The following is a 12,483-nucleotide window of genomic DNA, read 5'->3' on the forward strand; positions in this document are numbered from 1 at the left end:
TCGTCGCGCGTTCACTCGCGCTCGGTTCAGGCGGCGTCCCGATGGCCTATCTCGGCCGGCTCGGGTGCGGTGATGACGAGGGACGTCGGCTTCGGCCGCGCCGGCAGGCTCCAGTTCCAGAGGGCGGCCGAGGGCAGCGGCAGCATCAGGAACCAGTGCTCCAGCGTGGCGAGCGCCGTCAGCGTCGTGAGGATCGTGAAGCCGACGAGTTCGAAGGCCGGAAGGTCGTCGGCGAGGGCGATGCGGCCGACGAGCGCCACGACGATCGTGGCGAGGCTCACCGAAACCGGGAACAGCAAATTCATCGGCTTCTTGGTGAGGTAGCAGCCGAGATAGCTCAGATGGTCCGGCAGGAACTCGGCGTTCAGGTTGCGCACGCCGAGGAACATATTCAGCCGCGCCGAGAGGTTCATCCCCCAGAGGATAAGGTAGGTCCAGAGGGCGAAGCGGTTCGGCGCGTCCCACGTGAGGAGGAGGATCGCTACGGCACCCGCGACGATCGCGAGTTCGTGCCAGAGGCTAGCGGCGGCCGCCGCCCGGAACCGGTCGAACCCGCGCGTGCCGGGCGGGCAGGCGCGGGGCGCCGGCCCGGAGACGAAGCCCATGTAGTAGCTGATCTCCTGCCAGCCCCAGACGAGGAGGGCCGCCGTGAACGCCGTGTAGGCCCCGGCCTCGCTCGCATCCCCCGCGCTCGCCCGGACCGCCCAGAGCGCGGCGGCGAGGACGAGGCTCGCCCCCGCCATGCTCCAGGGGAAGGTGCGGCGCGGCAGATGGTCGAGCAGGATGATCAGCCCGGTGGAGAACCACCAGACCGCCACCGCGTAGAGGGCCGGCACGGCGTAGGACGACATCGGCCCCCCGCTACCAGACGGGCTGCAGGCGGATCTCCGCCGGCATCGGGTTGTCGACCGCCGGCAGCAGCATCAGCCGGCCGAATGTCAGCGCGGCGCGCGCAGCCTGATACCCGTGCGCCAAGCGGCCCGCGAGGCCGCCCTGCGCCTTCGCCTCGGCGATCCTGTCGGAGCAGTCGAGGAGTGTGTCGAGGAGCGCCTTGAAACGCGGGTTGTCGAGATCGAGCGTCAGCGGGAAGGTCTGGCGCGAGATGTCGGAGGTGATGCGGAAGACCTTGAAGTCGTAGTCGGTCGGGTCGACGCCGAGGGCCTTGTGGAAGGCCGGCCGGCAATGGTCGCGCACGTACATCGTGGCGAAGACCGCGAGCAGGAAGAACTTGATCCAGTAGCGGTTGAGCCCGGTCGTCAGCTTCGGATTCGCGCGCATCAGCAAGGCGAAGGCCTCGCCGTGGCGGAACTCGTCGTTGCACCACTTCTCGAACCACTTGAAGATCGGGTGGAAGCGCCGGTCGGGGTTCTTCTCGAGCTCCCGGAAGATCGTGATGTAGCGGGCGTAGCCGATCTTCTCGGAGAGGTAGGTGGCGTAGAAGATGAACTTCGGCCGGAAGAAGGTGTATTTCTTAGCCTTGGTCAGGAAGCCAAGATCGACGCCGATGCCGAAATCTTTCAGCACGTCGTTGATGAAGCCCGCGTGCCGCGCCTCGTCCCGGCTCATGAAGCCGAACAGCTCCTTGATGTCGGGGTTCTTGGCGCGCTTGCGCATCTCCGCGTAGAGCACGCAGCCGGAGAACTCCGCGGTGATCGAGGAGACGAGGAAGTCGAGGAACTCCTTGCGCAGTTCCGGATCGAGCTTTGATAGGTCGACGTCGAACTCGGACGTGCGCACGAAATGGCGCTTGTTCGGATCGGCGCGCAGCTCGTCGATCAGCACGGTCCACTCGGCCCGGACCGGCTCGACGTTGGTGCGGTCGAGCTCCTCGAAATCCGTGGTGTAGAAGCGCGGGCTGAGGAACGTCGTCTCCTGCGCGGCCTTGGTCGAGTCGTTGACCGGCACCTTGGGGACGGGGTGCTGCGAGAGCGGGGGCTTGATCGGAGCGTTCACAGTCTCCTCCTCTCGGTGAAGCTGACTTCGTAGAGTTCGGTCAGTTCGAGATGGCCGGCGAGCTTGGTCCAGAGGCGTTCGACGCGGCCCGCGCGGGTGACGGTGGCGGTGCGCTCGACGACGAGGCGCTCGCCGTAGGGCACCGAGGTCGGTGCGTCGTGCACCTGCACCTCGTCGCCGGGCTCGATGTCGAAGGGCGCGTGCAGGCTGACATGGGCGTGCAGGGTCTCGGGTGTCTGCTCGATCTCGATCGTGCAGGGCACCTCGACGGTCCGGCGACCGTTGAGCCAGTCGAGGATCATCGGATCGTGCTCCCTTCGGGCAGAAGCGTCTCGGGCAGAAGTCTCGCGAAGGCGCCGGCATTGGTGGGGCCGAAGGCTTCGAGGTTGACGCGCCGCCCCGTCGCCTCGTCGGACAGGGTCAGGCTGCCATCGTCGAAGCGGGTGAGGCGGAAGGGCTCGGCGCGGCCGTGGCCCGCCCGAAGGCGGGCCTGACCGAAGCCGCGCAGGGTCGCGCGGAGGAACCCGTCCTGGCCCGGCGCGACGGTTGCCACGAGCCGGTCGCTACCGGCCTCGTGGAGCGTGATCGCGCCGTCGCTGCGATCCTCGACGGTCAGCGCGAGGCTTGCGACCGGGTTCGCCTCGGGCTTCTCGGTGATGCCCACGCCGCCGCTGCGGCCGATGGCGACCGCGAGCAGCGTGAAGCCGATGAGCGCGCCGGCGCCGATGAGGGCCGGAGCCGCGACGGGCACGCTCTCCACATCGTTCGACATGGGCGTCTCCTCTCTCCTGTCAGCCGGCCACGGCGAGCCGCGGCGGCCGCGACGGGATGGTTCCCCCCTGCGGCCGCTCGGCGAGGATCGGCGCGGCGCTCTCCTCGGGCATCCGCGCGGCCTCGATCGCCTGCGCGAGCCGATGGGCGACCGCGCGCGCCTCCGGTACCGAGCGAAGCATCGGCTGGGGCTCGGCGACGCGCCACGGCCGGGCATGGGGCCAGAGATGCAGGTAGGCGATGCGGGTGCCGGGCTTCAGGCGAACGGGCAGGTCGCCCGTTCCGTCCGAGAAGGTGTGCAGGCCCGCATCCGCGATCGCCGCGAAGGGCAGGTTGAGCGTGACCGGCAGCGCGATCCCGACACGCATCACGATCCGCCGGTTGGTGATCGTGTAGGTCGTGGTGCGCGCCGACAGCCAGCCGAGGAGCGCGACGAGGGCGAGGCTGACGCCGAAGGCGGCGAGCGTCGGCGCCGTCACGGCGGCCGCGTCGGCGAGGCTCGCCGCCGGCAGGGCCTGCCAGAGGGCGAGCGCCGTGAACCACAGGGCGACGAGGCGCAGGTGCAGGGCGCGCAGAGCGATCCCCGAGGCCGTCGGGCGGCCCTGCCAGAGGATGCGCTCGCCCGGCGGCAGCGGCTCCGGCAGGCCCTTCGGCACGTCGAACGCGTTCGCGGGGGCGCTCACAGCAGGGCCTCCTGACGGTTCGGCGTGGCATAGAGGGTGCCGGCGCCGAAATAGGCCATGATCTTCTCCTCCTCGAGGAGCGTCACGGAATCCGGGTCCTTGGTGCCGGGGATGTCGGCGAACTGGCTCGCGAGCAGCGCCTCGCTCTTCACCGTGCGCGAGAACCGGCCCGTCCGGCAGAAGGTGTGGGGCATCAGCACCCGCCGCCCGCCCGCGCCGAGTTCGACCTCGTAGTAGCGAACCATGCACTCGCCGCGGTCGATCCAGAGGTCCGTGACCGTGCCGGCCACTTGCCGGTCGGCGCCGAACACCGTCATGCCGATCGGGTTCGGGCCGTCCTCGTGCACCGTGAAGTGGGTCGCCACCCGTAGGGGCACGATGCGCTTCTGGCCGTCGAAGGTGTGGTCGTGCTCGTCGTCCCGGTGCACCCAGGAGCCGGGGCCGATATGGTCCTGCATCGGGTTGCCGCCGGGCTCCAGCGGTGCGCCTGGCCAGGGCTCGCGCTTGTGGCCGACGAAGTTGCGGTCGGGCTTCGTGTCCATCTGCGGCGCGGCCTTCACCTTGCCGTCCGAGAGATGGAACAGCTTCGGCGTCGGGATCAGGATCGGGTCGGGGCTCTTGAGCGTGCCGGTGACCTCGGCCTCGAGGGGGTAGCCCTCGCGCCGGTCCTCGCGGCGGATCCAGAAGACCAGCCCGGCGAAGAAGATCCAGAACGCGTACAGAACCACCTGCGCCACATCGACGTAGCCCGTGATCTCACCTCTTGGCATGGCGAACCTCCCGACGCTCAGCTGGACGGTTGGACGAGGGCGGACGGAGCGAGGCCGCGCTCGGGTCTGGGGTGGGCGCGGCGACCCTCGCGCACGAGGGGGCCGATGGCGACGAGGGTCGCGAACAGGAGCGCGATCTCGATGTGGTAGACGACGAGGTAGCCGATCGAAGGATCGCTGAGCGCCTCGCCCAGCGCCCCCGAGGTGGCGAGGTCCGAGCCGACGTCGCGCAGAATCCCGCTCGCCGCGATGGCGAGCCCCGCCGCGCTCGCCTGCACCGCGCCCCAGGCACCGAGGGCGAGGCCCGTATCCTCCGGGCCGGCCTTGGCCATCGAGGCCGTGAGCGTGCCGTGGGCGAACAGGCCGCCGCCGAGACCGATCAGCGTGACGCCGGTCGCGAAGAGCTGGGGAGACCCGAGGGGCGCCGCGAAGACCACTGCCGAGAAGGCCATGATGCCGACAACCGCCCGGCCGCCGCCACCCGGAACGGGTCGCCGCCCCGGTTGAGCCAGCGCGCGGCGATCAGGAGGCCGAGCCCGCCGCCGGCGGCGAGCATCGCGGTGAGCGCGGTCGTCGCCGCGACGGAGAGGTGGAGGATCTGGCCGCCGTAGGGCTCCAGTAGGATGTCCTGCATCGAGAAGGCCGCGGTGCCGAGACCGGTTGCGACGAGGCGGCGGCGGGCGAGCCCGCTGCCCGCGTAGAGTGCCCAGCTCTCCGCGAAGCCGGGCCGGGCCGCGTCGCGGCGTGTGCGGCTGGGATCGCGCGGCTCCTGCTTCCAGAGGGCGACCCCGTTGACCACGATGGTGACGAGGGCGGCGCCCTGGATCACCTGGATCAGCCGCACCGCGGAGAAGTCGGAGAGCAGCCAGCCGAAGGCCAGTGCGCTCACCATCATGCCGACGAGGAGCATGACGCAGAGGAGCGCCACCACCTTCGGGCGGGCCTGCGCGGGTGCGAGGTCGGTGGCGAGCGCGAGGCCGACCGTCTGCACGGTGTGGAGGCCGGCGCCGACGAGGACGAAGGCGAGCGCGGCGGCGATCTGCCCGGCCCAGAGCGGCCCCGTCGTGTCGCCGGACAGGAGCAGCAGGGCGAAGGGCATGATGGCCAGCCCACCGAACTGCAACAGCGTGCCGAACCAGATGTAGGGAACGCGCCGCCAGCCCAGCACCGAGCGGTGCGTGTCCGAGCGGAAGCCGACCAGCGCCCGCAGCGGCGCGAAGATCAGCGGCAGCGACAGCATCAAGGCCACGATCCAGGCGGGCACCGCGAGCTCGACGATCATGACCCGGTTGAGGGTGCCGATCAGCAGGACGGCGGCCATGCCGACCGTGACCTGGAACAGGGCGAGCCGCATCAGCCGGCCGAGGGGAAGCTCGGCGGTGGCCGCGTCCGCGAAGGGCAGGATCGCGGGCGTGAGGCGCATCAGCGCCTGCGTGATGCGGCGGGAGGCCGTCATGCGCGCCCCCGCGTCAGCTCGACGGCGTTCGACAGGTAGAAGCCGCTGTTGATCCGATGCGTGCGGGCGAGCGCGAAGTCCGCGAGGGCCGGCTCGCGGTCGATCCGCCTCGCGAGGCCCCGCGTCGTGATCGGCACGATCGCCGGCGCCCGGTCGGATTTCGGGAAGAGCTTCCCGGCCGCGTGCATCAGGGTCAGCAGGGCGGTACGCGGCGCAACCGTGAAGACGATCGAGCCGTCGGTGCGGCTGCCGAGTTCGGCGAGCGCTCGGGCTATGTCGCGGCCCGCGTAATGGATCAGCGAATCCATCGCGACGACGTGGTCGAAGCGGCCGAGGCCGGGATCGAGCATGTCGCCGACGCGGAACTCGATCGCCCCCGCGCCAGCCACGGGCCCGATCCGATCGCGGGCGAGCCCGATCAGCGTCGGCGAGACGTCTATGGCGATGACTTCGGCCCCGCGGCGGGCCGCTTCGAGGCTGAGCGCGCCGGTGCCGCAGCCGGCGTCGAGGATGCGCAGCCCGGTCAGATCCTCCGGCAGCCACCCGAGCAGCGTCGCGCGCATCGCGTCGCGCCCGGCCCGCACCGTGGCGCGGATGCGGCTTACCGGCGCGTCCGAAGTCAGCCGCGCCCAGGCATCGACGGCGGTGCGGTCGAAGTAGGTCTCGAGCTGGCCGCGGCGGGCGGTGTAGGTGGAACTCGTCATCGAGGCCGCTCCTCAGTCGAATCCGAGGAATTCGAACAGGTCGCGGTCCTTCATCGGGATCGCGTCGAGCGGCTTGCCGCCGGCCCAGAGATAGGCCGCGAGCCGCAGGTACTCGTTCTGAACGGCCTCCAGTTCCGGCGTCGGCTCCATCTCGAAGAGCGTCGACTTCTTGAGGCGCGAGCGGCGCACCACGTCGAGGTCGGGGAAGTGGGCGACCCGCTCCAGCCCGACCGCCGCGTTGAAGCGGTCGATCTCGTCGGTCTTGGCCGAGCGGTTGGCGATGACGCCGCCGAGGCGCACGTTGTAGTTCTTCGCCTTGGCGTGGATCGCGGCCACGATCCGGTTCATCGCGAAGATCGAGTCGAAATCGTTCGCCGTGACGACGAGCGCCTGCTCGGCGTGCTGGAGCGGCGAGGCGAAGCCGCCGCAGACGACGTCGCCCAGCACGTCGAAGATGACGACGTCGGTGTCCTCGAGAAGGTGATGCTCCTTGAGGAGCTTCACGGTCTGCCCGACGACGTAGCCGCCGCAGCCGGTGCCGGCGGGCGGTCCCCCCGCCTCGACGCACATCACGCCGTTGTAGCCCTCGGCCACGAAATCCTCGATCCGCAACTCCTCCGAGTGGAACTGCACCGCCTCGAGCGCATCGATCACGGTCGGTGCGAGGCGTTTCGTCAGCGTGAAGGTCGAATCGTGCTTCGGATCGCAGCCGATCTGCAGCACGCGCTTGCCGAGCTTCGAGAAGGCGACCGAGAGGTTCGAGGAGGTCGTGGATTTCCCGATGCCGCCCTTGCCGTAGATCGCGAACACCTTGGCGGTGCCGATCTTGACGCTCGGATCGAGCTCGACCTGGACGCTGCCTTCCGGCTGCTTGCGCGCGGCGACGGGGTTTCGGATGGCGATGTTCATGCGGCAACTCCCGCGGTGATGCCTTCGAGACGGTCCTCCAGCTCCTCCTCGGCCCGGTCGAGCGCTTCGCGCGTCGCCGCGTCGGGGGACCAGAAGCCGCGCTCGTGCGCCTCGATCAGGCGGTGGGCGACCTTGGCGGAGGCGGTGGGGTTGAGCGCGGCCATGCGCTCGCGCATGGCGGGGTCGAGCACGTAGGTCTCGGTGATGCGCTCGTAGATCCAGGGCGCGACCGCGTCGGTCGTCGCCGACCACCCGACCGTGTTGGTGAGATGCGCCTCGATCTGGCGGACGCCCTCGTAGCCGTGGCCGAGCATGCCCTCGACCCATTTGGGGTTGAGCATGCGGGTGCGAGTCTCCAGCGCCACCTGCTCGGAGAGGGTGCGCACGCGCCCCTCCCCGCGGGTCTGGTCGCTGATGAAGATCGGCACGCTCGCGCCCTTGGCGCGGGCCACCGCCCGGCCGACGCCGCCGAGCCCGTCGAAATAATGGTCGACCGAGGTGACGCCGACCTCGACCGAATCGAGGTTCTGGTAGGCGAGGTCGACGGAGGCGAGCACGCTCTGCATCAGCGCGCGCTGCGGCGCCGGCTTGCCGCTCCGGCCATAGGCGAAGGACTTGCGGCGGGAGAACGTCTCGCACAGGTCCGCGTCGTCGTCCCAGCGGCCGGTCTCGACGAGGTGGTTGACGTTGGCGCCGTAGGCCCCTTCCGCGTTCGAGAACACGCGCAGCGCCGCCGTCTCGAGGTCGACGCCCTGCGCTACCTGGATCGCGACGGCGTGCTTGCGCACGAAGTTCCGCTCCGCCGGCTCGTCGGCCGTCGCCGCCAGATAGGCGGCCTCCGCGAGGAGCTTCGTCTGCAGCGGCAGAAGATCCCGGAAGATGCCGGAGAGCGTCGCGACGACGTCGATCCGCGGGCGGCCGAGCCGGTCGAGCGGGATCAGGCTCGCCCCGCAGAGCCGGCCGTAGCCGTCGAAGCGGGGCTCGGCGCCGATCAGCGCCAGCGCCTGGGCGATCGGACCGCCCTCGCTCTTCAGGTTGTCGGTGCCCCACAGGACGATGGCGACGCTCTCGGGGAGTGCGCGGCCCTCCTGGGCGTAGCGGGCGAGCAGGCGCTCCACCTGCCGCGCCCCGTCGGCCACCGCGAAGGCGGAGGGGAGGCGATAGGGATCGAAACCGTGCAGGTTGCGGCCGTCGGCAGGATGGCGGGATTGCGCAGGAGGTCGCCGCCGGGGACCGGCGGGATGAAGCGGCCGTCGAGGGCACGGAGCAGCGCCGGCACCTCGTGGTCCTGTGCCAGCAGCCTGTCGGCCTCCACGAGCGCGCCGAAGGCGGACCGGTGGGTCTCGTCGAGGGGGAGCCCGGCCTGGGTCAGCGCGGCGTCGACATCGCCTCCCGCGACCAGCGTCTCGATCGCCGCGCGCGCCGGGACGAGACTGTGCGAGGCTTCCGCGAGCGCGGCGAGGAGATCGACCCGCTCCTCGGGCGGCGTGCCCGCTCCGACGACATGCAGCCCGTGCGGGATCAGCGTGTGCTCCAGCTCGCTCACCGCCCGGCCAAGCGCCGCGATCTGCTCGGCGGCGCCGCTCTCCCAGGCCGGATCGCTGCCGAGCAGGTCGAGGGCGGCGGCCTGCGTGCGGATCAGGGCCGCGAGATCGCGACGTTCGGCTTCCACCTGCGGCTCCAGGGCGCGCCAGCGCTCGATGGAGGCCTTCAGGTCGATCAGTCCGCGGTAGAGCCCGGCCTGGGCGAGGCTCGGCGTGAGGTAGCTGACGAGGGTCGCGGCCGAGCGGCGCTTGGCGAGCGTCCCCTCGGACGGGTTGTTGGCGGCGTAGAGATAGACGTTGGGGAGTGGACCGATCAGCCGCTCGGGCCAGCAGGCGCCCGAGAGGCCGGTCTGCTTGCCCGGCATGAATTCGAGTGCCCCGTGCGTGCCGAAATGCAGCACCGCATCGGCGGCGAAATCCTCGCGCAGGTAGCGGTAGAAGGCCGAGAAGGCGTGCGTCGGCGCGAAACCCTTCTCGAACAGGAGCCGCATCGGGTCGCCCTCGTAGCCGAAGGCCGGCTGCACCCCGACGAAGACGTTCCCGAACTGCGCGCCGAGGACGAGAAGGCTCGCGCCGTCGCTGTTCTGGCGACCTGGCGCCGGTCCCCACTGCGCCTCGATCTCCGCAAGGTGCGGTTCGCGCCGGACATGGTCGTCCACGGCGATGCGGGTGTGCACGTTCGCCGCCGTGCCGAAGCGCGGTGCGTTGCCCGCGAGGATGCGCTCGCGCAGATCCTCGACTGTCTCGGGCACCTCGACCGCGTAGCCCTGCGCCGCCATGCCCTTCAGGACGTTGTGCAGCGAGGCGTAGACCGAGAGGAAGGCGGCGGTGCCGGTAGCGCCCGCATTCGGCGGAAAGTTGAACAGCACGATCGCGACGCGGCGCTCCTCGGCCGGCCGCTTCCGCAGGGCCACGAGGCGCGAGACCCGCTCGGCGAGGCACCCGACCCGCTCCGGATCCGGGCTCATGTCGCGGCTGTTCTCCGGTCCGGACCGCAGGGAGCGGCCGCCGAAGACGGTCGGCGCCGTCGCCCCGTCGAGCTCGGGGATCGCGACCATCATGGTCGCCTCGACCGGCGAGAGGCCCCGGTCCGAGTCGGCCCATTGCTCGACCGTCTGGAACTCGAGCGCGTGGGCGGCGAGATAGGGCACGTCGAGGTCGCGCAGCATCGCCTCGGCCGCCGCCGCGTCGTTGTAGGCGGGGCCGCCGACGAGGGAGAAGCCGGTCAGCGAGACCAGGGCGTCGATGGTCGGGCGCCCGTTGCGCCGGAAATAGGCGTCCACCGCCGGCCGGTTGTCGAGCCCGCTCGCGAAGGCCGGCACCACGCTGAGGCCCCGCGCCTCGAGGCCCGCGATCACGCCGTCGTAATGGGCGGTGTTTCCGGCGAGCACGTAGGAGCGCATCAGCAGGAGCCCGACACGGCCCTTCGCCGGCCCGGCGGGGCGCGGCAGGGCCGCGAGGTCCGCGCCGACGCGGCCCGCCATGCGGGGATGATAGAGGCCGGTCTCGGGATAGCTCAGCGGCGCGGGCGCCGCCGCGATCTCCCGCCACACGGCCCGCTCGCCCGCCGCGTAGCGGCCGACGAGGAAGCGGACCAGGCTCGACACGTTCTCGTCGGAGCCGGACAGCCAATATTGAAGCGTGAGGAAATAGGCCCGCACGTCCTGCGCCGAGCCCGGGATGAAGCGGAGTATCTTCGGCAGGTTGCGGATCAGGGCCATCTGCCGGCCCGCATTGCCCTGGGCCGCGCCCTTGCCCCGCAGGCGCTTCAGGAAGTCGAGGGCGCTGCGCTGCGACCCGTCCATGTTGAAGCGGTTGAGCAGCGTCGTGCGCACGATCTCGGCGGCCGAGAGGCAGCCGACCATGGCGTCGCAATGGGGACGCCGCGCCAGCAGGTCCGGCAGGATGGCGCGCACGTGCTCGTCCATGAACAGCATGGCGCTCAGCACGATGTCGGCCCGCGCGATGTCCCGGCGGCATGTCTCGATGGCGGCGGGGTCGGCCTCCCAATCCGCGGCGGCGTGGAACCCGAGGACGAGGCCGGGCATCTCCGCTGCCAGCGTCTGGCGCGCGCGCTCGACGGCGCTCGCCAGGTGGTTGTCGAGCGTCACGATGACGACGCGGATGTCGGGCCGCTCAGCGGCCGAAATGCGCTTTGGCATCGTACAAGGTCTCGATGGTGATGAGCGCGAGGGCGCGCTCGCGGGCGAAGCGCTCGGTGTTGGTGCGGGCCTTCCCGCGCACGAAGAACGGGATTTTCCTGAGCTCCTTCTCGGCCTCGGCCGCCCAGGTGATCGCGGTGGGCACGGCGACGGTGACGGTGGTGACGGGTTCGGGGAGGGCCGCGCGGGCCTTGCCGCCGAGATGCGAGGGCGCCGCGCCGTCGTGAAACTCGCGATCCTCGCGGAACATGCCGAGGAGGTGCTCCTCCAGGCCCATCATCAGGGGATGGACGAGGGTGTCGAACAGGACGTTCGCTCCCTCGAAGCCCATCTGCGGCGAGGTGCGCGCCGGGAAGTCCTGCACGTGGACGGGGCCGAGATCACCGCGCAGGGCAGACCCAGGCGCTTGGCGACGTGGCGCTCCATCTGCGTGCCGAGGACGATCTCGGGTGCCGCCGCCTGAATCGCCGCCTCGACGTCGAGGTAATCGTCCGTGATCAGGGCCTCGATGCCGTGATGCGCGGCCTCCGCCCGCACCTCCCGGGCGAATTCCCGTATGTAGGTGCCGAGGCCGACCACCGCGAAGCCGAGTTCGGAGCGCGCGACGCGGGCGGCGGCGAGGGCGTGTGTCGCGTCGCCGAAGATGAAGGCGCGTTTGCCCGTCAGGTAGGTCGAGTCGACGGAGCGGGCGTACCAGGGCAGCCGCGAGCCGTGCTCGGCGAGAATCGGCGCGGGATCGATGCCCGCCAGCGCCGCCACCTCCTCGACGAAGCACGTCGTGGCGGCAAAGCCGATCGGCACCGTCTCGACCATCGGCTGGCCGAAGGCCTTCTGCAGGAACTGAGCCGCCGCGCGGGCGACCTCGGGATAGAGCACGACGTTGAAGTCGGCCTCGCCGAGGCGCCCGAGATCGGCGGGGCTCGCGCCGAGGGGCGCCACCACGTTCACGCCGATGCCGAGCCGGGCGAGGAGGCCGCGGATCTCGGCGACGTCGTCCCGGTGGCGGAAGCCGAGGGCGGTCGGCCCCAGGATGTTACAAAGGGGGCGCCGGCCCTCGGCGCCCGGGCGCGGGGCACCCGGCGCGGGCGCTGGTCCAGACAGCGCGCGCACCAGCCGGTAGAAGGTCTCCGAGGCGCCCCAGTTCTCCTTCTTCTGGTAGGCCGGCAATTCGAGCGGGATCACCGGGATCGGCAGGTTCAGGGCCTTCGCGAGACCGCCCGGATCGTCTTGGATGAGTTCCGCCGTGCACGAGGCACCGACGATCATCGCCTCGGGCCGGTAGCGCTCGTAGGCCTCGGCGCAGGCAGTCTTGAAGATCTCGGCGGTGTCGGCGCCGAGATCGCGGGCCTGGAAGGTCGTGTAGGTGACGGGCGGGCGGGCATCGCGCCGCTCGATCATCGTGAAGAGCAGGTCGGCGTAGGTGTCGCCCTGCGGCGCGTGCAGCACGTAGTGCAGGCCGCGCATCGCGGTGGCGACCCGCATGGCGCCGATATGGGGCGGTCCCTCGTAGGTCCAGACGGTGAGCTGCATC

General features: G+C 70.9%; 8 protein-coding genes and 3 pseudogenes. All 11 read right to left on the reverse strand.

Translation table 11 applies throughout. The features are described from left to right. Positions 1-26: 26 nt before the first annotated feature. The 11 genes and pseudogenes from puhE to bchB all read right to left on the reverse strand — a co-directional run bounded on the left by puhE (position 27) and on the right by bchB (position 12,482). The gene (puhE, locus tag DK389_RS01015; RefSeq protein WP_109886927.1) at positions 27-851 is read right to left on the reverse strand and encodes a putative photosynthetic complex assembly protein PuhE; all 825 of its coding nucleotides are present in this window, start codon (positions 849-851) and stop codon (positions 27-29) included. Between the two features lie 10 nt (positions 852-861). Then, positions 862-1,953 carry a magnesium-protoporphyrin IX monomethyl ester (oxidative) cyclase gene (gene acsF / locus DK389_RS01020; RefSeq protein WP_109886929.1) on the reverse strand — a complete coding sequence of 364 codons (1,092 nt, stop codon included), beginning with the start codon at positions 1,951-1,953 and terminating at the stop codon, positions 862-864. Next, a complete protein-coding gene (locus tag DK389_RS01025; RefSeq protein WP_109886930.1) occupies positions 1,950-2,255 on the reverse strand; it encodes a hypothetical protein in 306 nt (101 codons plus the stop codon). Before DK389_RS01025 ends, acsF begins: the two co-directional genes overlap by 4 nt. Continuing rightward, positions 2,252-2,725, reverse strand: a complete 474-nt coding sequence (gene puhC, locus DK389_RS01030; protein WP_109886932.1) for a photosynthetic complex assembly protein PuhC — start codon at positions 2,723-2,725, stop codon at positions 2,252-2,254. Before puhC ends, DK389_RS01025 begins: the two co-directional genes overlap by 4 nt. A 19-nt stretch (positions 2,726-2,744) precedes the next feature. Next, on the reverse strand, positions 2,745-3,407 hold the full coding sequence (gene puhB, locus DK389_RS01035) for a photosynthetic complex putative assembly protein PuhB (RefSeq protein WP_109886934.1): 663 nt from the start codon (positions 3,405-3,407) through the stop codon (positions 2,745-2,747). Then, entirely contained in the window at positions 3,404-4,177 is a 774-nt protein-coding gene (puhA, locus tag DK389_RS01040) for a photosynthetic reaction center subunit H (RefSeq protein ID WP_109886936.1), read from the reverse strand. The genes puhB and puhA overlap by 4 nt, the downstream gene beginning before the upstream one ends. Then, positions 4,164-5,633: pseudogene (locus tag DK389_RS01045) on the reverse strand (BCD family MFS transporter). The gene puhA and the pseudogene DK389_RS01045 overlap by 14 nt, the downstream one beginning before the upstream one ends. Next, on the reverse strand, positions 5,630-6,337 hold the full coding sequence (gene bchM, locus DK389_RS01050; RefSeq protein ID WP_109886938.1) for a magnesium protoporphyrin IX methyltransferase: 708 nt from the start codon (positions 6,335-6,337) through the stop codon (positions 5,630-5,632). The pseudogene DK389_RS01045 and the gene bchM overlap by 4 nt, the downstream one beginning before the upstream one ends. Positions 6,338-6,349: 12 nt before the next feature. After that, positions 6,350-7,246 (reverse strand): ferredoxin:protochlorophyllide reductase (ATP-dependent) iron-sulfur ATP-binding protein, encoded by an 897-nt coding sequence (gene bchL, locus DK389_RS01055; RefSeq protein ID WP_109886940.1) that lies wholly within the window; start codon positions 7,244-7,246, stop codon positions 6,350-6,352. Further along, positions 7,243-10,952: pseudogene (locus DK389_RS01060) on the reverse strand (magnesium chelatase subunit H). The gene bchL and the pseudogene DK389_RS01060 overlap by 4 nt, the downstream one beginning before the upstream one ends. After that, a pseudogene (gene bchB, locus DK389_RS01065) lies at positions 10,927-12,482 on the reverse strand (ferredoxin:protochlorophyllide reductase (ATP-dependent) subunit B). Before bchB ends, DK389_RS01060 begins: the two co-directional pseudogenes overlap by 26 nt. Position 12,483: the final 1 nt, after the last annotated feature.

It is taken from the genome of Methylobacterium durans (assembly GCF_003173715.1).
GTDB classification, from domain to species: domain Bacteria; phylum Pseudomonadota; class Alphaproteobacteria; order Rhizobiales; family Beijerinckiaceae; genus Methylobacterium; species Methylobacterium durans.

Excerpts from the sequence above, each read along its gene's own strand:
- puhC (WP_109886932.1), bottom strand. The coding sequence starts at position 2,725 with ATGTCGAACGATGTGGAGAGCGTGCCCGTCGCGGCTCCGGCCCTCATC.
- DK389_RS01025 (WP_109886930.1), bottom strand. The coding sequence starts at position 2,255 with ATGATCCTCGACTGGCTCAACGGTCGCCGGACCGTCGAGGTGCCCTGC.
- puhE (WP_109886927.1), bottom strand. The coding sequence starts at position 851 with ATGTCGTCCTACGCCGTGCCGGCCCTCTACGCGGTGGCGGTCTGGTGG.
- bchL (WP_109886940.1), bottom strand. The coding sequence starts at position 7,246 with ATGAACATCGCCATCCGAAACCCCGTCGCCGCGCGCAAGCAGCCGGAA.
- puhA (WP_109886936.1), bottom strand. The coding sequence starts at position 4,177 with ATGCCAAGAGGTGAGATCACGGGCTACGTCGATGTGGCGCAGGTGGTT.
- bchM (WP_109886938.1), bottom strand. The coding sequence starts at position 6,337 with ATGACGAGTTCCACCTACACCGCCCGCCGCGGCCAGCTCGAGACCTAC.